The following is an 18,489-nucleotide window of genomic DNA, read 5'->3' on the forward strand; positions in this document are numbered from 1 at the left end:
GTGATCGGTGATCGGTGATCGATGGCATCGGGACGGGTCGGCTGCCGTCCGGTGTCAGGCGAGGATCGTGTGGAGGCCCGCGAGGGCGGGGGCGTAGGCCGCTTCCAGGACCGCGGTGGCTTCCTGGGCGGTGGTGCCCTCGGCCGGGTCGAAGGTGGCGTGCCAGCTGAGGAAGGGGCCGCCGGTGTCGGCGACGGGCTGGACGTGCAGCGTCGAGCGGTAGCCGCGCACCGGCAGCGGTGCCTCGACGATTTCGTAGGTCAGCTTCCGGTCGACCTCGTCCAAGCCCGCGAGCCGTTCCTGGTAGGTGCTGCCGTCCATCCCGGCGAGGAGGCGGACCGCACCGGGGGTGAGTCCGTTGCCGCCCCCGATGATCTCGCTCGCCCGGATGGCCGGGTGCCAGTCGGGCAGGCCGTTGAACCGCCGGACGACCGCCCAGGTCTCGTCTGCGGAGCTGGTGAAGACGGAACTCCAGTACGCGGTGGCCATCAGGCGGGCAGACGGGTGTCGAGGATGAAGTTGGTCTCGATGAGCTGGCCGGGGAAGAACAGGTGAGCTACGCCGATGGTGCTGCTGGTGGGGCGGTGGTCGCCGAAGTAGGCCAGGTTGGCGGCCGCCATCGCGTTGTTGTACTTCGGCAGGTCGACGATGTACTGGGTCTCGGAGACGACCTGGTTGCGGGTGGCGCCGTAGTGGGCGAGGACCTTCTCGAAGTTGGCGAAGACCTGCGCGCTCTGGGCCTCGAAGTTGCCCGGGTGGAGGAAGTTGCCCTCGTCGTCGTGGGAGAGCTGGCCCGAGACATAAATCGTGTGCTCGACCTTGATGGCCTGGGCGAAGCCGAACTCGCGCTCGCCCGAGACGCCGTGGCTGTAGGAATCGATCGCAGTCATGGTGGTGGTCCTTCGCTGGTGGGGGGTGGGGGCGCCGGGATCAGGCGGCGAGGCGGGCGACCGCGTCCGTGACGGGGGTGTCGCCGGAGGTCAGCTCGACGATGACGCGGCTCAGGCGCGGCTCGTGCAGGGCGGCGTCGATGAACGCGGCGACATCGTCGCGGTGCACGTCGCCGTACTCGACGGCGGCCGCGGCGGTGACCCGGCCGCTGCCGGGAGTGTCCAGCAGGGTGCCGGGGCGGACGATCAGCCAGTCGAGATCGGTGCGCGCCAGGTACACGTCGGCGCTCTTCTTGACCTTGATGTAGTGCTCGAAGCCCTCACCGGCCTCGCCGCCGCGCAGCGCGTCGGGGAAGACCGAAACCAGGACGAACCGTGTCACCCCGGCGGCGGCAGCTGCGTCGGCTGCCTTCTGAAGGCCTTTGCCGTCGATGAGGGTGGTCTTGTCCATGCCGGTTCCGTGGGCGCCGGCCGAGAACACCACCGCGTCGTGCCCGGCGAGCTTGCCCGCGAGCTCTTCCACGGAGTCGGCGATCAGGTCGCCGGTGACCGGCGTCGCCCCGGTCGCGCGGATCGTGTCGGCCTGGTCCGGGCTGCGGTGCATGCCGGTCACCTCGTCGCCGCGCTCGGACAGCAGGCCGGCGAGCCTCCTGCCGACACTTCCGGCGGCACCGATCTGGAACACCTTCATGGGAAGTCCCCTCTTTCCTGGCCGGATGACCGGCCCTCCAGTTGTCCTAATGTTGACATTGCAACAACACGGGAATGTTAACATTACGACATGGAGAAGACGCAACTCATAGACGCGGTGGCCCCCGCCCGCCGTCGCGGACTGGCCGACGAGGTCGCCGACCGGATCCGGGAGGCGATCTTCAGCGGCGCCTACGCCCCCGGGGCACCGCTGCGCGAGGTCGAACTCTCAGGCGTCCTGCAGGTCAGCAGGGGCCCGGTGCGTGAGGCTCTGCGCGTACTGGAGCGCGAGGGGCTCGTGCACTGCGCCTGGCACCGCGGCACCGTCGTCACCACGCTGTCCGCCGAGGATGTCGCCGAGCTCGACAGTCTGCGCGGCGCGCTGGAGGACCTCGCCGTCCAGCAGGTCATCGCCCACGCCTTGGAGGAGGACCTTGCCGCCATCGAGAAGGCGGCCGACGTGATGGAGCACACGACGGACCCGCACGACATGGTCCGCCTGGACATCGCCTTCCACGACGCCGTCTTCGCCGCCACCGGCCACCAGCGTCTCGCCGCGGCCTGGGAGTCCATCCGCTGTCAGGTCCACCTGTTCCTGCTGACCCGCATCGGCTTCAGCACCGAGGGCTACCTCGGCTGCATCCCCCAGGAGCACCATGCACTGGCCGCCGCCCTGCGCGCCCGCGACTCCCAGGCCGCCCTCCCCCTCTTCGCCGCCCACCGCCGCCACGCCGTGGACGTCGTCACAGGTACGTCGAGCCCAGCCTGAGGACTGGTCCGCCGGCATCTGGGCGCCGCCCAGCGTTGATGCATTCTGTGCGTCTTCGTCATCGCCCGCCCCGGCAACCATGGACATGTGCGACGACAGCCGGTCACAGGTAGCCACGGCATACGGCCGGCACCGCTCGACCGGTCCGCCGCTTCGTCAGGCCGCGCCGCCGACGAAGCGATCCCGCGCCGCGCAGGACCGCGTCAGGCCAGGCGCACGCCGGACCGGTCAGCGGCGTCCGCCGGTGTGCGTGGCCCTGGTACGTCAGCGACAGGCCCCAGGCCGAGGCGCTTGGCCATGTCCAGTCGGAAGGTGCCGTACGGGTTGATGTTGGACCAGAACAGCGCGGTCAGGCCGCGCCGGTCCTCGTCGCTCAGCTTCTTGGCCCAGGCCGGTTCGGCCAGGACCTGCTGCACCAGCAGGGTGTTGACATGCACGAGTGCGGACTGGAGCAGGTGCAGCATGCCCTGGGGCCTCGCTGCCGCGATCCATTTCCAGGTCAACCAGCGAGCAGCGGGAAACGGCTCTTTGATGCGGGCGTCGACCTCCGCGGTCCACTTCGCGCCTGCCGGCCAAGAAGCTGCCATGGACGCGGCCCGCCGCATCGCTGGCCCCACCCACGGTGACCGCGCGGCCTGGGAAGGCACCCGCGATCTTCCACGAACTCATCCGTGTCACGTTCGAGGACACCGACCCCCTTACCGCGCTCCCGGACATCCTGGCTCTTGTCCATCCCAACCACCGTGGCCGCTACGCCGCAGTCCTCGCGCCCGACTGGCACCCCGATCAGGCGACCGAGTTCAACGGTGCCGTCTGGCCGTGCCTGGGCTCCGCCGTCTGGTCCCTGCGCACCACCACCAGCTTCGAAGACGCGATACGCGCGGCGATCGACCTAGGCGGTGACACGGACACCGTCGCCGCGGTGACCGGAGGCCTCGCGGGGGCGTACTACGGTCTGGACCAGCACACCCCGGCAAACCGCCATGGGACGGGCTGGTCTCCGTACCGAACCGACGGAGCGGCGCCTTGCCCTGGCGGCCCGGAGGGGCTGAGGTAGCTCGTCTGTTCCGTAAAGTTAGATCGCTCCATCTCTGGGCGGAGCGAGTGCGTCCAGAGATGTCCGCAGCAGGCCCGGGAGATCCGTCGGGCCCTGGCAACGCGGGATCGAACACGGTGGCCGACCACATCACCGCCGCGCGCCTGACTCTGGCCCAGCTGCCGAAGAAGTACCGGCGCGGGCGCCGGACCCTGATCCGCACCGACTCCGCCGGCGGCACTGCTTACCTGCACATCCAGGACTGGGCCACGCGCCTGACCAACCTCGGCGGAAGCCCGATGGCCGCCGCGTCCCGGGGCCGCGCAGTCTCCGCTGTCCGCAGCTTCTACGCCCACTGCGAGCAGGACCTCGGCTCCGCCCGATGGAACCTCCCTCCCCGCCGGGCGCTCGCCGGACCCACGAACGCGACCAGCTCACCGCCCACCAGACCGACGCGCTGCGCACCGCCGCCGACCGCTACCGCGGCCCGCACCCCGAACGCGCACGGCTCGCCCTCTACATGACCCTCGCAGGCCTGTGCCCCGGCCAGTCCATCACCCTCGTCCTCCAGCACATCCAGCGCCACGACGCCTCCGGCCCCACGTGGCGCCTCCCGGCGAAGAACCACAGCGCCTCCGCCGTCCCCCCCCCGTTATGTTTTTCGCGGTCCTGCAACGGGGCCGCTGGCCTCCGGGCCCGGCATGACTGTGTCCCCCTGTCGAAAACATGACCTGGGGGGTGGTGTCACCCGGGTTCGGGGGTGTTCGTCGGAGACGCTGATCAGAGGTCCGGCCACCGTCCGGTCCGGCGCAATGCCGGACGGTTCGCGGGCGGCAGGCCTGCATTACGTGGATGCGCGAGCACGACACCCGAGCCGAGGCCAACACCGTCAACACCCCTGGAGGGGTGCGATGTTCGAGATCCAAGTCGTGGGCGTGTTCCTCGGCCTGGACGTCGGCAAGTTCCGCCCACCACGGGCACGGGCTGACTCCGGCCGGGAAGAAGGTCTTCGACAAGCCGCTGCCCAACAGCGAGCCGAAGCTGCGGGCCGTGTTCGACAAACTGTCCGCGAAGTTCGGCACCGTGCTGGTGATCGTAGACCAGTCCGCCTCCATCGGTGCCCTGCCCATGGCCGTCGCCCGCGACGCCGGCTGCCGCGTCGCCTACCTGCCCGGCCTGGCGATGCGCCGGATCGCCGACCTCTACCCCGGCGAGGCCAAGACCGACGCAAAGGACGCGGCCGTCATCGCCGACGCCGCGCGAACCATGCCGCACACCCTGCGCTCGCTCGAACTGACCGACGAGATCACCGCCGAACTGACCGTGCTGACCGGCTTCGACCAGGACCTCGCCGCCGAGGCCACCCGCACCGGCAACCGGACACGCGGCCTGCTCACCCAGTTCCACCCCAGCCTGGAGCGCGTCCTGGGCCCCCGCCTGGACCACCAGGCCGTCACCTGGCTCCTGGAACGCCACGGCTCCCCGGCCGCCCTGCGCAAAGCCGGCCGCCGCCGACTCGTCGAGCTGATCCGGCCCAAGGCCCCCCGCATGGCCGCACGGCTGATCGACGACGTCTTCGACGCCCTGGACGAGCAGACCGTGATCGTTCCTGGCACCGGCACCCTCGACACCGCAGCCGTAGCCGGTCGGCCGCCGACAGCAAAAGAAACTGATCCGCTCGTCAGGTGCTCTCGGGGGCCAGCGCGCCGGCGAGGTCGGCGCCGATGCCATACCCGGGGCTGTCGTCGAGCCGCCCCTTGCGCTTGTTGTAGCGCTGGGTGGTACGTGAATCCTTGTGGTCGGCCCAGAACTGGACCTTGTCCGGGCGGGCGTCCTTCTTGGCCAAGGCGTGGGTCACCGCGTCGCCCTTGACTCCGTGTGGGCCGCGTAGGGGGAGCCCGGCGCGCTTGGCGAGCGCCTGGAGGAGCCGCCAGACAGCGGGTTCGTCGAGCTGGCCGCCGCTGGCCGTGCAGAACAGCCAGCCTGTCTGGCGGCCGTCGAGGTAGTCCTGCAACGCATGCCAGGCGACCGGCGGGATGGGCTTCTTCTTCCGGCCGCCGCCCTTCATTTTCTCCAGCAGTAGCACCCGGTGGCCCTGGTCTTCGCTCAAATCCTCAACCTTTGCGCTGAGCAGGGAGTCGATGCGCAGGCAGCAGGTGTAGAGCATGAGCAGCAGCGCGTACGACCGCTTCCGATACGCGGCCACGCGGTGGTGGTCCCGGGCCGTGACTACGAGCCGTGTCCACTCCTCCTCGGTGTAACCGGGGGTGGGGGAGTAGTCCGGGTCGAGGTAGGGGCGCTGCACCGCGCCGAAGGGGTTTTTCACTCCGTCGTCGCTGACCTTGTCCAGGAACGCGAAGAACGAGGAGGCCGCCGACAGGGCGTTGGCCTGGGACGCGTCGCTGTACGGCTTGCCGGTGCGGGTCATCTCACCGCGCCGGCCGCCCTTGACCCGCACCCAGGTGGCGGCCTGCTCCAGGTGGAGTCGGAAGGTGTCGGCCAGGGGGAACTTCACCGCCATCGGGTGGGCGCCGTACTCCCGGGCGAATTCCTCGAAGATGCGGAAGCCGCGTGTGTACGCCTTCTGTGTATTCACGGACCGCTGGTGGGCGATCCAGGAGGCCGCGAGAGTGGGCAGCAGGTCGTCCTCGCCGTACAGGGTGGCCAGGTGGTCGTGCAGCTTCCGCGCGTGCTCGGGCCACAGGTCGCGCGGGTCGCGCCGGAAGGTGGCGAGGGTGGCCCGTGGTCCGCGGGCCGGGATAGTCGTCATGCAGTTCCTCACGCTGGTGGGGGAGGGATACCCGGGTTGCCTACATCCAGGAGCACTCGTCCTCTTCTTGGCGGATGCGCCTGTCGCAGTTGGCGCACACGAGTTCTCGCCCGGCTTCGGTGTCGTCGATGGGCCAGTAGCACCCGCACGCCGCGCAGTTGCCGAGTTCGGCGGGGGCGTATCGACTGGCGCAGTTGGTGCAGTACAGGGTGGCCTTGCCGTCGGCGAACTCAGCATCGTCAGTGAGGGTCGGCGCGTAACACCCCGGGCACTCGTCGAGCGGACTGCCCGGGTGCCTCCCGGCCCGCAAGTAATCGGCGAGGTCGTATGCGGGCCAGTTCCTGCCGCAGAAGAGGCAGCTGCAGGGAGTGGCCTTGGTGAGTACGGCGAGCTGCTGGCAGTCCGGACAGCGCAGAGTGCGCCCTTCGGCGTCCTTCAGTTCGTTGCCGCGCAGGCGGTTCATCCGCTCGGTGGCGAACGACTGGATCAGCTTGAGGGCGGCACGGACGGTGCCCATCTGCTGGGCTAGTGACTCGGATTCGGAGAGCTCGGGTGCCAGGTGCTCCTCAATAAAGCGCACGAGGAAGTCCAGGACGGTGGCCGCACGCGATTCGACGGCTTTCGCGTTGTGCGTCAGGCCATAGTGCTGGAGCGCGTTGCGGTCCTTGGCGAGATCCTTGAGGGCGGTGGCCTCCTTCTGGCTGATCTGGATGCCTGCGATGTTGCGCAGACGCACCACCGCCTCGTCGGTGGTGCAGCTGTCGAAATCGGCGTCGGCGTACTTGGTGGAAGTGGCCTTGCCCGGGTCCTTGAAGACGAGGCTCCAGTGAACGCGGGAAAGTCGTGCCTTGAGGAGCACTTCGGCGGCGGCCTGGAGGTGAAGCACGGCGTACTTGATGCGCGGCGGTTTGCCGGCGAGGTCCGGCAGCAGGTCCGTGACGACGGTGAGCAGGTAGTCGATGCCGTTGGGGACCGGCGGGAAGTCGAGCACGGCCTGCGGCCCTGCGCCGTGGTGCCGGTCGCTCCCAGGCCTGCGGTGCGGCGCGAGCGGCTCGGCAGGCTGGTTGGCCATCTCCTCTCCCGGCGTTTCGGGTGATTCACCTGATTGCAGGGCATTTTGATAGGGCGTCAGCATGCCAACAGGATAACTGTAATTATCCTGTGGATTCATGGGACGACCCCGAGTGTCACCCGTTGTCTGACATCGGCATTATGTCAGTCCTAGCTTGACGAACCGACTGCGTCAGACGCAACCAACGATGGGAACTGGTCAGTTCTGGCCTGACTTATACCAATCGTCATATAGAGGCTGACAAAGATGCCCCGTCAGTCATAAGGTGACAACATGACCGAGACGATTCCGCAGGCCGACACGACGGCCGATCTACCGCACCCGTACACCCCTGCCGCCCTCGCGCGCCTGATGCTCTCCGACGCCCACCGCGAGGTCGCCGAGACCGCGCTTGCCCGCATCGGCACCGGAGACGACTCCTCCAGCACGGTCACTCCGGGCGACTTCGTGCGTGAGGCCGCCGACCTGATCCGCCTCGCCGAGGAAGCCCAGCGCCGGGCCGTCATCTATGAACGCGAGCGCGGCACCAGCTGGGAAGAGATCGGCGAGGCGCTGGGCATCACCCGGCAGTCCGCCCACACCAAGTTCGCCCAACGCGTCAAGACGTGGCGCGAGCCGCTCGCCAACCCCGAGCGGCGACACCATGACTGCACCCCCGACGACAGGCGTATCCCCTACGGTGCCCGCTACGCGCCGGGCAGCGCCGTCCCGGCGAACGGCAGCGCAGAGAAGACCGCCCACGAACTGGACCGGTGGCTGCGCCGCCACGACGGCGCAGCCGACCAGGAGGATCCGGTCAGCGGCAGCCTGCCCCGGTACTCCACCATCCAGATGGTGACGCTCGTGCACGAAGCCGCCCACCGCATGCGGATGGATCACTTGGTACCTGACCCGCAGGAGGAGGCCGATATGTGGGACTTCTCTGCCGACCTGCAAGAGCGGATGATCCGCGAGAGCGAGCGCAGCGGCGACCCTCTCCCCAAGGACCTCCACAAGTTCCTCGACAGGGACCGGGCCCGCGCCAAAGCCCTGCGCGCTACGGCCAACCGCAGCATCGCCGCCGACGGAGACGCGCAAGAGGGGCCATGAGCCGCACTCGACAAGCCGCCCGCCTCGCCGTCCACCTCACGGACATCACCGGCGTCCGTGTTTAGTTGATCTACGACACCGGCGTTGTTTGGCACTTTGAAGATCACCACCCACCGGGGATTCTCCGGGCGGGCGTGGGCCGCGCGTAACGAGAATGCAAAGCCCGGATGGAATGAGGGGATGGCGTATCGACTATGACCCCAAGGACCTCGAGAAGGCGTTCCACATCAACTGGTGGGTTAGGGATGGCGAAAAGCGGTCGGCAGGCGGTTGGAGATCTGGGGCTAATGTGATCACCGATGGCACCGAAGATGACTACCTGGCGCCGCTCAGTCATTTCCCGCATACATAGTCGAATAAATGGAACGCGGTGAGAACTGAGGCCCCGCACATCCAGGAATGGATGGGCGCACACGAATCCTTGCTGGTAGACCGCACGGTCTCGACGGAGTTTGAGCGCTACCTTGAGAATCGAGCCTGGACTCCGAGCCGACTCGACTGGAGCCTCGTTGAACACGTAGAGTTCGAAATGACTGAGGGTTGGGAGGGTTACGTTGTGGATTTTTCCAAAGCGACGCCACTTGGTCGGCATTCTCACCTGATGTTCATGTATAGCGGATCTGAATCGTCTCTCGTTACTCTGGTAAGTGACGGGCTACGAGATATCGATTTGATCTATTCGGCCAGCGCAGGGGCGCGATACTTCTGTGGAGTCGACATGGTGTCGGAAGTTCCCGTGCCTGTCTTCGAGGATTTCGCGGAGTTTGATGGATTTGCCACAGTGTCTTTCAGAATCTGAAAGTGGACGCACCTGGCAAGTGCCTCAATGGAGCCCCACCAGAGCTGGTCTCTGGTGGGGCTCCTGTGGTGTTTGACGGCAACGCTGACGCCAACGTCAGCGGATGACGGCTGCGATGGGCGGGTCGTCCGGGGTGTCGGTTGAGCCGAGGATGCTGCCGAGGGTGTCGATGGCCTGGCGCTGGAGGCGGAGTCGGACGTGGGCGTAGACGCCGGCGGTGACGCCGATGTGGGCGTGGCCGACGCACAAGTCATTCACGCGCCGCGCCCCGGTCGAAGCGGGACCATCCCCGCGGGTGCGGGGAGCACTCTTCTTGTTCTCTGGGCCGCCGAGGTGAGGACGTTCTACCGCATCTCGGCGTTCGGGTGGGGCTGGGTCTGGAGTCGTTCGCGTAGCTCGATCTCCTCGGCGGTGAGCGGCTCTCCGGGCTGGCGGATGCGGACGGGCTTGGGCCGCATCGGGAGGCTGTCGTCCACCGCGGCGGTCTCGGCTTCCCCGAGGGCCCGGTACAGCGAGGCGACCGAGGGAGACCTGCCCGCGTTCTTGCCGACCTTGATGGTGAGCTTCTTCGCGATCTCGGGGACGGGGACGCCCTTGTCCTTCAGAGCGGCGGCGAAGGTGAGCATGTCGTCGTCGATGACCTTCGGGCGTCCGCCGTGGTTGCCCTTGGACGCGGCGATGACCTGGCCCTCCAGGGTCTTCTCCCGGATGTAGTTGCGCTCGATCTGCCCGGCGACGGCGAGCACGGCGAAGAACATCGCGCCCATGCCGTTGGGGTCGTAGATCCCGGTGAGCGGGCCGGTGAGAAGTTCGAGCTGGATGTCGCCGGCCTGGAGCTCGGCGGACAGCGTCATCAGCTCGGCCGCGTTCCTGGCGAGGCGCTTGAGCTCGTGCACCGTGAGGATGACGGGCGTCTCGGGGGCGGCCTCCTTGTGGGCCAGGGCGAGCGCCTTCTCCAGCTCGGGCCGCACCTTCACCCGGGTGCTGATCTGCTCCTTGAAGACCTTGTGGCACTCGGCCCGGTGAAGGGCTTCGAGTTGGCTTGCCAGCTCCTGGCGGGCTGTCGACGTCGTCGCGTATCCGATCCGTACCGGTCGTTCGGTGCGGGGCGCGGGCACGATCGCGAGCGGCGGTTGCTGCTTCCACGCGCGGCCGGGGTGCCGGTCGGCGGGGACGGGGATCTCCAGTTCCTCGCGGAGCACGGGGACGAGGACGAAGCGGGGAGTGTGGTACTTGGCCCTTGGGGAGGATCGGAACGGCCGGTAGCACCGGTGAAGTACGGGGCCCCATGCCAGAGCCGCATGCATAGGTCACGGCCGTCGTAGACAGCGACGCCACCGAGCTTGCACGGACGGAGACGCTCCGGGGAGGCAAGCACGCAGGCGTGGCCCGGCGACTCGGAAGGGCCACCGGCGGAGGGGCAGCGGAGTGGCGTCCGGGGCGGCAGGGACGCAGGGGTCATGGATGACGAAGAGGAGCAGCGCCAAAATGTCACCTGTCGACCATCGCGTGACCGCTCTCCGCCGGGCGATTTGTCGGATCCCGGGGAAGGGTGGGAGGGCGCTACGGCGAGCAATCAGCCGCCGACGCACCCTCCCACATCACCCGAACCGCGCCGGAAGGACATGTCATGGCCGCCACCACACCCAAGGCTCCGACTGCACCAGGGGTACGGTCCTGGTGGGGGATCCCGTATGCCACCGCCGAGCGGTACCGCCGCCCCGTGGTCGCGGATTTCGATCCGGACCTCCCCTATGACCGCAAGGGCGTCGTCTCCGTCCAGCCCGACAGCGGTGACTGGCTCGAAGCGGACAGCGGGATGGGCGAGGACTGCCTGAACCTGAACGTGTGGGCTCCCGAGGAGCCGGCCGGGGAGGCGCTGCCGGTGGCCGTCTACATCCACGGCGGCGGATTCGAGTACGGCGCGAACACGCAGATCACCTCGAACGCCGCTGGCCTCGCCGCGACGGGGCGCGTGGTGGGCGTGTCGATCAACTACCGGCTCGGCGCCCTGGGCGCGCTCTCACTCTCGCAGTACGGCGGGCGGCTCGCCGAGGCCAGCAACCTCTTCCTGCAGGACGCCATCGCCGCGCTCACCTGGATCCAACGGAACATCGCCCACTTCGGCGGCGATCCCGACCAGGTCACCGTCTACGGCCACAGCGGCGGCGCCTATACCACCTTCGGGCTGCTCAGTGCCTCCTCCGCCAACGGCCTGTACCGGCGCCTGGCCGGGTTCTCCGGCGGGCCAGCCCGCTCCATCCCGGCCTGGTGGGCCGCGGAGCTCGCGCACCGGTTCGTCACGGAACTCGGTGTCGCAGACAACCCCGACAAGCTGATCGACCTCGACACGGCCTCCCTGGTGGCCGCCCTGAAGAAGGTCGCCCCGACGGATCTCGGAGTCCGCGGCGGGATGGACAACCAGGCCACCGGCGTCGTCCTGGACATTGGACAGCCCGGCGCGCTGGTGCATGCCCACCCCATGGACGTCCTGGCCTCGGGCGCGCACCGCGGTGTCGCCGTGCTGCTGAGCTTGGCCAGCGACGACATGCGCTGGTGGGTGGCGAACGACCTCGACCGGTTCGACCCGCACACGCTCGACCGCGTCACCGACGAGGTCGCGGGGTGGCGCATTTCCCGCTCCCGCGCCAGGAAGATCGTCCATGCCTACGACCAGGGCGGCCGTACCCCGGCCGAGGTTCGTGCCGCGCTCATGGCGGACTACCTCTTCGCGCTTCCCGCCGCCCGCGGTGCCCTGGCCCACGCCGCCGCGGGCGGCAACGCCCATCTCCTGGTGATCGGACCCGCCGAGGGCGCGCCCGCCGAGGGCGCGCCCGCCGTGCACGGCACCGAGATGTACGCCCTGGTCGGCCAGGAACAGCCGGGCCACAGTGCCGAGCAGGCCGAGCGTGACACGCGTATCCGCGACATCCTGCTCGACTTCGTCACCGGCGAGCAGTCCCGGCTGTGGCCCGCCGTCACGGACCGTCCGACCTCGGAAAGGGTCGGCAACCCTCCCTTCGAGGCGAGCGCCCACTATCAGGCGGCCCTCGACCTGTGGGAGGGCATCGACCGTCCCTGACGGCCATCGGGGAATACGGGCATGCGGAACAGCACAGAGCTACCAGGGGACGAACACGGTAAAGGAGCTGGGTATGAGCCAAGGGACAGCAGCCGGCGATTCCGCACCGGCGACGATGCGGGCCGTTGTCGTCACCCGGCCGGGCGGCTTGGACGCACTGGAGATCAAGGATGTGCTGGTGCCCGTCCGTAAGCCCGGCTGGGTGCGGATCAGGGTGAAGGCGTTCGGCGTGAACGAGTCCGAGGTCACCACCCGAAAGGGCGAGTCGGATGCGGAGGTCACCTACCCGCGCGTTCCCGGCATCGAGGGCGTCGGTGTGGTCGAGGAGGCCGACGGGGCCAGCGGACTGCAGCCGGGACAGCAGGTGGCGACCATGATGGGCAACATGGGCCGCTCGTTCGACGGCGCGTACGCCCAGTACGTGACCGTCCCGGCGGCGCAGGTCATCCCGTTCGAGACCAGTCTGCCGTGGGAGGTCGTCGGTGCGCTGCCGGAGATGTTCCAGACCGCCTACGGATCGCTGACCACCGGCCTGGGCCTACGGGAGGGGCAGACGCTGTTGATCCGCGGCGGCACCTCCACGGTCGGGCTGAGCGCGGCCACGAGCGCGAAGGACCTCGGAGCCACCGTGCTGTCCACCACCCGCAGCCCCGGCCGGGCCGGGGAACTCACGGCCGTGGGCGTTGACCATCCCCTTGTCGACGACGGCACCCTCGCCGACCAGGTGCGCGCGCTGCTGCCTGACGGCGTAGACGCCGCACTGGAACTGGTGGGCTGCTCGGTCCTCGCCGACACCCTCCGCACCGTCCGCCGCCACGGCACGGTCTGCTTCACCGGAGCCCTGGCGGGGCAGTGGACGATCCCCGACTTCACCCCGTTCATGATCCCCAGCGGGGTGCGGCTGACCAGCTACGCGGGCGAGGCCGCCGACCTGCCGGCCGACGTCTTCGCCCGCCAGCTCCAGGCCATCGCCGAAGGGCGCCTCAAGGTCCCGGTCGCGAAGGTCTACCACGGCCTGGAACAGGTCCGTGACGCCCAGGCCGACCTCGAGTCCGGCACCACGCCGGGCAAGCACGTCGTGGTCCTGGACGACTGAGCCCGGATCCCTCGACTTGAGCGGCAAGAGCGGTCGGCGCCGTCACGGATCGTTCGCGCAGGGCGGCCGCCAGCCCGGGGACCTCAGCGCGCTCGGGGGAAAAGCTGCTCGACTGCTGTCACCACCGCGGCGCGGCGGGCGGTGGTGGTGGGGTCCACGGCGTGTGCGGCGGCGGCCTTGCTGAGTTCGGGTTGTGCCGCCCAGGTCGTGGCGATCTGGTTGACCAGGGCGAGGACGTCGGCCGGGTCCCAGGCGGGGTCGAGCTGTCCGGCCTGTTGCGCCTGGCGGAGCTGGCCGACTTTGCGGGCGATCGCTGCCTGGGTGGGATCGTCGGCAGCGGCTGTGGTGTCCGGCAGTTCGAGGCGGCCCCAGGTGATCAGGCGGTGGTGGTCCGGACGGGCGACGAAGTAGTCGAACAGCCGGCCCGCGTAGCCAGGGAGGTCGGACGGGTCCAGCTGGGTGGCCTCGGCGATGACGACGTACTCCCGTGCGGCGACGTCGGCATAGAGCGCGTCTTTGCCGCGGAAGTAGGCGTAGACGCGCTCTTTGCTGGTCCTGGCGAGCTTGGCGATGCGGTCCACGCGGGCGCCGGCGATGCCGTGGCGGGCGAACTCCTCCATGGCAGCGGTAAGGATGCGCTCGCGCGTGGTGTCGCCGCCGGAGGCGGGCGCTGCGGTCTGGCCTGAGTCGCGGGACTGGGACATAACCCGAGGATAAGGCACCGAACCGTTCGGTTTGGCATCCGGGCGACCGGCACGTAGAGTCAAACAGAACAGTTCGGTTTGGCCTCCGTGGGTGAAGCCGGCGAAACACTGAGGGAGTGAACTCAATGCAGCACCGCAATCTGGGCTCTCAGGGTCTGCGCGTCTCGGCGCTCGGCCTGGGGATCATGGGCATGTCCATGGGCTACGGCGCCTCGAACGACGACGAGGGCATCGCGACCATCCACCGTGCCCACGAAGTCGGGATCGACTTCTTCGACACCGCCGAGCTGTACGGCGCCGGTACCGGCAGGAACGAGATCCTCCTGGGCAAGGCGGTCAAGGACTTTCGCGACGAGGTGGTCCTCGCCACCAAGTTCGGCTTCGACATGACCGCCCCGCTGCACAGCCCCGGCTTCGACAGCCGCCCGGAAAACATCCGCAAGGTCGCCGAGAACAGCCTGCGCTACCTGCAGAGCGACCACATCGATCTCTTCTACCAGCACATCTCCGACCCCGCCGTTCCGGTCGAGGAGGTCGCCGGTGTGGTCGGCGAACTGATCGCCGAGGGCAAGGTGAAGTACTTCGGTCTGAGCAACGTCGGCCCCCAGTACATCCGCCGGGCCCACGCCGTCACCCCTGTCTCCGTGCTCCAGTACGAGTACTCGCTCTTCGAGCGGGAGGTGGAGGAGAAGATCCTTCCCGTGCTGCGGGAACTCGGCATCGGTCTGGTGCCCTACTCTCCGCTCGGCCGCGGCTTCCTCGCCGGTCAGGTCAAGCCCGCGAGCGAATACCCCGCGGACGACATGCGCAGCTGGGACGAGCGCTGGCAGGGCGAGAACTACACGTACAACGTGCGCGCCATCGAACAGCTCAAGAATCTGGCCGCCACCAAGGGCATTACTACCGCTCAACTCGCGCTGGCCTGGCTGCTCGCCCAGGGCGAGGACATCGCGCCCATCCCCGGCACCCGCAGCACCAAGCGCCTGGAGGAGAACGCCGGCGCCGCCGACGTCCAGCTCTCCGCCGCCGAGCTGGCCCGCATCGCTGAGATTCTTCCCCACGGCTCGGCAGGCAGCCGCTACCCCGCTGCGCTGCTGTCCAGTTTCACCACGGACTGACCGCGCCGGGAGTCATCGCCTCCTGATCGGCAAGGGGCCTGCGCTGCGTTTCCGTCACGCGTTTCGGTCCTCACTGCGCGGGCCGCGAAGGCGGCCGGGGTGAGGCCGGTGCGGTCGCGGAAGAAGCGGCCGAAGTTCGCGGGGTCGGTGAAGCCGAGGTGGTCGGCCACGGACCGGGCATCCCATCGGGCGCTGCCCAGCAGGCGCCGGGCTTCGAGCAGGCGCCGCTCGTCGATGAGCTCACGCACTCCCTTGCCGGTTGTTTCCCGGGCTGCGCGGCTGAGGGTGCGGACCGAGCAGCCGAGCAACTCGGCGTAATCCGCGGCCCGGTGCAGTTCGCGGAAGTGCAGCTCCAGGGCGTCCGTGAACCGTCCGTAGACGTCACTGCGGCTTCTGCCGGCACTCGTGTCGGCTGGGGTGATCCCGGGGGCGTTGGCCAGGCGCAGCAGCAGCGATTCGAGCAGGCTGCGCCGCAGGGCGTGGTGGACGTCGAGGGGGCGACACCCGAGTGCGCGGTGTTCGTCCAGAAGCTGGAGTGCCGTCTGCTGGAGCCAGGCGGCGTCGCCGGGGTGCGGGCTCAGCACGGCAGGAGCCTCGTGTGCGGTGAGAGGGGCCAGCAGGCGGGCGATGTCGGGCCGCAGCACGTCCGGTTCGAACAGGATGAACGGGCCGCGGGCCGCGCCCGGCGGATGCCAGCACTGCACGTGCCCCGGGCGCACCCACAGCCACTGGCCGGGGGCGACGGCCCGCGTGAGGTGGTCGACGTCGTGCCGCAACTCGCCCTCGGTGACGGCGATGAGGTAGTGGAAGGTGGCGCGGCCCGGACGAGGCGGGTTCCACGGCCAGTCGTCGTGCTGGGCGAAGAATTCCTCGACGGTGCTCACCTCAAGGCCGTACGGGGTGCCGACCGGGGGCTGGAAACCGTACAGCGGAACCGCGGCCGACGTGGCCTGTCCGCTCGGGCTGGGGTGTCGCTTGTCGACCATCACGTGTCCGCAGCCTACTGCCCTATTTGTCAGCTTCAAAGGAAGAATGGGGTGTGCCGCCGCGACCACCCCGTGAGGAAGGCAACGCCCCATGAACGGAACGACTCTGCACAAGACCGCCGCCGACTGCGCCGAGGAGCTTCCCGGAGCCCAGCTGGAACATCCCTTCGGCGACGACTGGGAGGTCTTCAAGGTGCGCGGCAAGGTGTTCATGCTGATGACCGAGGTCCCGGGGCGCCCCGTCGTGATCCTCAAGGCGGACCCCGGCGAGGCCCACGCCCTGCGGGAGCAGTACAGCCACATCACCCCCGGCTACCACATGAACAAGAAGCACTGGATCACCCTGGAGGGCGGGGACGGCGTCGACAAGGAACTCGTCAAAGAGCTCGTCACCGACTCCTACCGACTCGTCGTCGCCCACCTGCCCAAGACCGAGCAGCCCGTCGACCCGCACACCTACGGCACCAGCACGCGGGCGGCCCGGTGAGCGCGGCCGGCGACCGCCTCCAGGACACCGCCCGGGAAGCGGCCCTCGCGCTGCCCGGGACGGACCACGGCTACCCGTTCACCCAACACCTGGACGTGTACAAGATCGCGGGCAAGGTGTTCCTGATCGTCACCGACGACCCGGACGAGCAGATCATCACGGTCAAGTGCGAACCCGAACACGCCCGCGCGCAAGTACGTGGCTACGTCTCGATCGCACCGGGCCGCTACCTCGACAAATGGCACTGGATCTCGCTCGGCCCGGGCCCCGGCATCACCAAGCGGCTGGTCACCAACGCGGTCGAGGACTCCTACGACCTGGCCGTCGAGCGGCTGCCCAGGCGCGACCGCCCCCGTAGCCGATGAGCACCGCAAGCGCGCCCACGAGCCGCTGAGCCCACGTCTGTCAGTGCCCCGTGCAAGGCTCGCCACGCCCGCACACCTTTGCCTGCGATCGAAGAGACCGATGGAACCGACCGAAGCGACCCTGCCGCTCTTCGACGAGGAGCCCGCCCGGCCACTCGCCGACCGCCTGCGCCCCACCCAGTTGGATGAGGTCGTCGGGCAGGACCACCTCCTGGCCCCGGACGCCCCGCTGGGTCGCATGGTCGCGTCGCAGCGCCTCGGCTCCGCCATCCTGTGGGGTCCGCCCGGCGTGGGGAAGACGACCATCGCCCGCCTGCTCGCGGACGGCAGCAACCTGGCCTTCGAACCGGTGTCGGCCACCTTCTCCGGCGTGGCCGACCTGCGCAAGGTCTTCGCCGCCGCCCGCAGCCGGCGCACCATCGGGCAGGGCACCCTGCTGTTCGTCGACGAGATCCACCGCTTCAACCGCGCCCAGCAGGACAGCTTTTTGCCCTACGTCGAGGACGGCACGATCACCCTGGTCGGCGCCACCACGGAGAACCCGAGCTTCGAACTCAACGGCGCCCTCCTCTCCCGCACCCAGGTCCTCGTCCTCAAACGCCTCGACGAAGCCGCCCTGTCCACACTCCTCGACCGTGCCGAGGACCTCACCGGCCACCGGCTGCCCCTGGACGACGACGCCCGCCGCGCCCTGATCGCCATGGCCGACGGCGACGGCCGCTACCTCCTCAACATGGCCGAACAGTTCCAGGCCCTCCCGGACCCCGGTACCCCCCTGGACACCGCCGCGCTCGCCCACCACATCCAGCAGCGCGCCCCGCTGTACGACAAGGCGCAGGAGGGCCACTACAACCTGATCTCCGCGCTCCACAAGTCGATGCGCGGCTCCGACCCGGACGCGGCCCTGTACTGGCTCGCCCGCATGCTCGACGGCGGCGAGGACCCCCTGTTCGTGGCCCGCCGCTTGGTCCGCTTCGCGAACGAAGACATCGGCATCGCCGACCCGCACGCCATCCAGCAGGCCCTCGCCGCCTGGGACGTGTACGAGCGACTTGGCTCCCCCGAGGGCGAGTTGGCGATCGCCCAAGCGGTCGTCTACCTCGCCACGGCCCCCAAGTCCATCGCCGTCTACCGCGCCCTCGCCACGGCCCACCGATCCGCCCGCCGCACCGGCTCACTCATGCCGCCCGCCCACATCCTCAACGCCCCGACCCGGCTGATGAAGGACCTCGGCTACGGCAAGGATTACCAGTACGACCCCGACACCACCGACGGCTTCTCCGGCGCCGACTACTTCCCCGACGACATGGACCGCGAGACCTACTACCAGCCCACACGCAACGGCCACGAAGCCCAGATCAGCGAACGGCTACGCCACTGGGCCGCCCTCCGCGCTCGCCGACGCAGCGGCTGACGCGGACGCGTGGGCAGCGCACAGAGTGTGCACACGGCAGATGTCGCGCACAATCCGCATCCAGCGTCCCCCTCCGACACGATGTTGCACGCTATCGCCCGCCGTGTTGACATCCAATCCAG

General features: G+C 68.9%; 19 protein-coding genes and 2 pseudogenes. 11 read left to right on the plus strand and 10 right to left on the minus strand.

Annotated features, from left to right (window positions below):
• Positions 1-54 precede the first annotated feature (54 nt).
• From QFZ58_RS33445 to QFZ58_RS33455, 3 genes are read right to left on the minus strand one after another with little or no spacing between them, the layout of a single operon-like run.
• Complete coding sequence (locus QFZ58_RS33445; protein WP_307128598.1) at positions 55-489, minus strand: SRPBCC family protein; 435 nt, start codon at positions 487-489, stop codon at positions 55-57.
• A complete protein-coding gene (locus QFZ58_RS33450; protein ID WP_307128599.1) occupies positions 489-890 on the minus strand; it encodes a RidA family protein in 402 nt (133 codons plus the stop codon). Before QFZ58_RS33450 ends, QFZ58_RS33445 begins: the two co-directional genes overlap by 1 nt.
• Before the next feature lie 40 nt (positions 891-930).
• Positions 931-1,581, minus strand: a complete 651-nt coding sequence (locus QFZ58_RS33455) for an NAD(P)H-binding protein (RefSeq protein ID WP_307128600.1) — start codon at positions 1,579-1,581, stop codon at positions 931-933.
• Between the two features lie 117 nt (positions 1,582-1,698).
• On the opposite strand from QFZ58_RS33455, the gene QFZ58_RS33460 reads away from it, so the two are divergent.
• The gene (locus QFZ58_RS33460) at positions 1,699-2,349 is read left to right on the plus strand and encodes a GntR family transcriptional regulator (protein ID WP_373428688.1); all 651 of its coding nucleotides are present in this window, start codon (positions 1,699-1,701) and stop codon (positions 2,347-2,349) included.
• 203 nt (positions 2,350-2,552) lie between these two features.
• On the opposite strand, the gene QFZ58_RS33465 is transcribed toward QFZ58_RS33460, so the two are convergent.
• Positions 2,553-2,813 carry a Tn3 family transposase gene (locus QFZ58_RS33465; protein WP_307128602.1) on the minus strand — a complete coding sequence of 87 codons (261 nt, stop codon included), beginning with the start codon at positions 2,811-2,813 and terminating at the stop codon, positions 2,553-2,555.
• On the opposite strand from QFZ58_RS33465, the pseudogene QFZ58_RS33470 reads away from it, so the two are divergent.
• The 3 genes and pseudogenes from QFZ58_RS33470 to QFZ58_RS33480 form a co-directional block, all read left to right on the plus strand.
• Positions 2,812-3,406 (plus strand): annotated as a pseudogene (locus QFZ58_RS33470) (ADP-ribosylglycohydrolase family protein); the annotation flags it as partial. The gene QFZ58_RS33465 and the pseudogene QFZ58_RS33470 sit on opposite strands and share 2 nt — an antisense overlap.
• A gap of 116 nt (positions 3,407-3,522) precedes the next feature.
• Positions 3,523-3,909, plus strand: coding sequence for a hypothetical protein (locus tag QFZ58_RS33475; RefSeq protein ID WP_307129108.1), 387 nt, complete (start codon positions 3,523-3,525; stop codon positions 3,907-3,909).
• A gap of 387 nt (positions 3,910-4,296) precedes the next feature.
• A pseudogene (locus tag QFZ58_RS33480) lies at positions 4,297-5,014 on the plus strand (IS110 family transposase); the annotation flags it as partial.
• 52 nt (positions 5,015-5,066) lie between these two features.
• On the opposite strand, the gene QFZ58_RS33485 reads toward QFZ58_RS33480, so the two are convergent.
• On the minus strand, positions 5,067-6,155 hold the full coding sequence (locus QFZ58_RS33485; RefSeq protein ID WP_307128603.1) for a tyrosine-type recombinase/integrase: 1,089 nt from the start codon (positions 6,153-6,155) through the stop codon (positions 5,067-5,069).
• Positions 6,156-6,195: 40 nt separating this feature from the next.
• Positions 6,196-7,227: a hypothetical protein gene (locus QFZ58_RS33490; protein ID WP_307128604.1), complete on the minus strand. Its 1,032-nt coding sequence runs from the start codon at positions 7,225-7,227 to the stop codon at positions 6,196-6,198.
• A 273-nt stretch (positions 7,228-7,500) separates the two neighbouring features.
• On the opposite strand from QFZ58_RS33490, the gene QFZ58_RS33495 reads away from it, so the two are divergent.
• The gene (locus tag QFZ58_RS33495; protein WP_307128605.1) at positions 7,501-8,316 is read left to right on the plus strand and encodes a hypothetical protein; all 816 of its coding nucleotides are present in this window, start codon (positions 7,501-7,503) and stop codon (positions 8,314-8,316) included.
• A gap of 895 nt (positions 8,317-9,211) precedes the next feature.
• Here the strand turns inward: QFZ58_RS33495 and QFZ58_RS33500 are convergent.
• Together QFZ58_RS33500 and QFZ58_RS33505 are read right to left on the minus strand one after the other, a co-directional pair.
• Positions 9,212-9,373, minus strand: a complete 162-nt coding sequence (locus QFZ58_RS33500) for an integrase (RefSeq protein WP_307128606.1) — start codon at positions 9,371-9,373, stop codon at positions 9,212-9,214.
• Between the two features lie 86 nt (positions 9,374-9,459).
• Positions 9,460-10,317 (minus strand): recombinase family protein, encoded by an 858-nt coding sequence (locus QFZ58_RS33505; RefSeq protein WP_307128607.1) that lies wholly within the window; start codon positions 10,315-10,317, stop codon positions 9,460-9,462.
• Positions 10,318-10,745: 428 nt separating this feature from the next.
• On the opposite strand from QFZ58_RS33505, the gene QFZ58_RS33510 reads away from it, so the two are divergent.
• Both QFZ58_RS33510 and QFZ58_RS33515 read left to right on the plus strand, forming a co-directional pair.
• Positions 10,746-12,197 carry a carboxylesterase family protein gene (locus tag QFZ58_RS33510; protein ID WP_307128608.1) on the plus strand — a complete coding sequence of 484 codons (1,452 nt, stop codon included), beginning with the start codon at positions 10,746-10,748 and terminating at the stop codon, positions 12,195-12,197.
• A 73-nt stretch (positions 12,198-12,270) separates the two neighbouring features.
• Positions 12,271-13,293 carry an alcohol dehydrogenase catalytic domain-containing protein gene (locus QFZ58_RS33515; RefSeq protein WP_307128609.1) on the plus strand — a complete coding sequence of 341 codons (1,023 nt, stop codon included), beginning with the start codon at positions 12,271-12,273 and terminating at the stop codon, positions 13,291-13,293.
• 83 nt (positions 13,294-13,376) lie between these two features.
• Here the strand turns inward: QFZ58_RS33515 and QFZ58_RS33520 are convergent, their stop codons facing one another.
• Positions 13,377-13,997, minus strand: a complete 621-nt coding sequence (locus QFZ58_RS33520; RefSeq protein WP_307128610.1) for a TetR family transcriptional regulator — start codon at positions 13,995-13,997, stop codon at positions 13,377-13,379.
• Positions 13,998-14,122: 125 nt separating this feature from the next.
• Here QFZ58_RS33520 and QFZ58_RS33525 point away from each other — a divergent pair, with 125 nt between their 5' ends.
• Positions 14,123-15,115 carry an aldo/keto reductase gene (locus QFZ58_RS33525; protein ID WP_307129085.1) on the plus strand — a complete coding sequence of 331 codons (993 nt, stop codon included), beginning with the start codon at positions 14,123-14,125 and terminating at the stop codon, positions 15,113-15,115.
• On the opposite strand, the gene QFZ58_RS33530 is transcribed toward QFZ58_RS33525, so the two are convergent.
• Complete coding sequence (locus QFZ58_RS33530; protein WP_307128611.1) at positions 15,076-16,104, minus strand: AraC family transcriptional regulator; 1,029 nt, start codon at positions 16,102-16,104, stop codon at positions 15,076-15,078. The two genes, QFZ58_RS33525 and QFZ58_RS33530, sit on opposite strands and share 40 nt — an antisense overlap.
• Positions 16,105-16,192: 88 nt before the next feature.
• Between QFZ58_RS33530 and QFZ58_RS33535 the strand changes: the two genes are divergently transcribed.
• From QFZ58_RS33535 to QFZ58_RS33545, 3 genes are all read left to right on the plus strand, one after another.
• Positions 16,193-16,588: an MmcQ/YjbR family DNA-binding protein gene (locus tag QFZ58_RS33535; RefSeq protein ID WP_307128612.1), complete on the plus strand. Its 396-nt coding sequence runs from the start codon at positions 16,193-16,195 to the stop codon at positions 16,586-16,588.
• Positions 16,585-16,953, plus strand: coding sequence for an MmcQ/YjbR family DNA-binding protein (locus QFZ58_RS33540; protein ID WP_307128613.1), 369 nt, complete (start codon positions 16,585-16,587; stop codon positions 16,951-16,953). The genes QFZ58_RS33535 and QFZ58_RS33540 overlap by 4 nt, the downstream gene beginning before the upstream one ends.
• Before the next feature lie 100 nt (positions 16,954-17,053).
• A complete protein-coding gene (locus tag QFZ58_RS33545; protein WP_307128614.1) occupies positions 17,054-18,367 on the plus strand; it encodes a replication-associated recombination protein A in 1,314 nt (437 codons plus the stop codon).
• The last annotated feature ends 122 nt before the right edge of the window (positions 18,368-18,489 follow it).

The organism is Streptomyces sp. B1I3 (assembly GCF_030816615.1).
GTDB lineage: Bacteria > Actinomycetota > Actinomycetes > Streptomycetales > Streptomycetaceae > Streptomyces.

What these genes read in the sequence shown, in the direction of transcription:
- QFZ58_RS33445 (WP_307128598.1), bottom strand. Translation starts at nt 489, where the DNA reads ATGGCCACCGCGTACTGGAGTTCCGTCTTCACCAGCTCCGCAGACGAG.
- QFZ58_RS33450 (WP_307128599.1), bottom strand. Translation starts at nt 890, where the DNA reads ATGACTGCGATCGATTCCTACAGCCACGGCGTCTCGGGCGAGCGCGAG.
- QFZ58_RS33455 (WP_307128600.1), bottom strand. Translation starts at nt 1,581, where the DNA reads ATGAAGGTGTTCCAGATCGGTGCCGCCGGAAGTGTCGGCAGGAGGCTC.
- QFZ58_RS33465 (WP_307128602.1), bottom strand. Translation starts at nt 2,813, where the DNA reads ATGCTGCACCTGCTCCAGTCCGCACTCGTGCATGTCAACACCCTGCTG.
- QFZ58_RS33485 (WP_307128603.1), bottom strand. Translation starts at nt 6,155, where the DNA reads ATGACGACTATCCCGGCCCGCGGACCACGGGCCACCCTCGCCACCTTC.
- QFZ58_RS33490 (WP_307128604.1), bottom strand. Translation starts at nt 7,227, where the DNA reads ATGGCCAACCAGCCTGCCGAGCCGCTCGCGCCGCACCGCAGGCCTGGG.
- QFZ58_RS33495 (WP_307128605.1), top strand. Translation starts at nt 7,501, where the DNA reads ATGACCGAGACGATTCCGCAGGCCGACACGACGGCCGATCTACCGCAC.
- QFZ58_RS33510 (WP_307128608.1), top strand. Translation starts at nt 10,746, where the DNA reads ATGGCCGCCACCACACCCAAGGCTCCGACTGCACCAGGGGTACGGTCC.
- QFZ58_RS33515 (WP_307128609.1), top strand. Translation starts at nt 12,271, where the DNA reads ATGAGCCAAGGGACAGCAGCCGGCGATTCCGCACCGGCGACGATGCGG.
- QFZ58_RS33520 (WP_307128610.1), bottom strand. Translation starts at nt 13,997, where the DNA reads ATGTCCCAGTCCCGCGACTCAGGCCAGACCGCAGCGCCCGCCTCCGGC.
- QFZ58_RS33525 (WP_307129085.1), top strand. Translation starts at nt 14,123, where the DNA reads ATGCAGCACCGCAATCTGGGCTCTCAGGGTCTGCGCGTCTCGGCGCTC.
- QFZ58_RS33535 (WP_307128612.1), top strand. Translation starts at nt 16,193, where the DNA reads ATGAACGGAACGACTCTGCACAAGACCGCCGCCGACTGCGCCGAGGAG.
- QFZ58_RS33545 (WP_307128614.1), top strand. Translation starts at nt 17,054, where the DNA reads ATGGAACCGACCGAAGCGACCCTGCCGCTCTTCGACGAGGAGCCCGCC.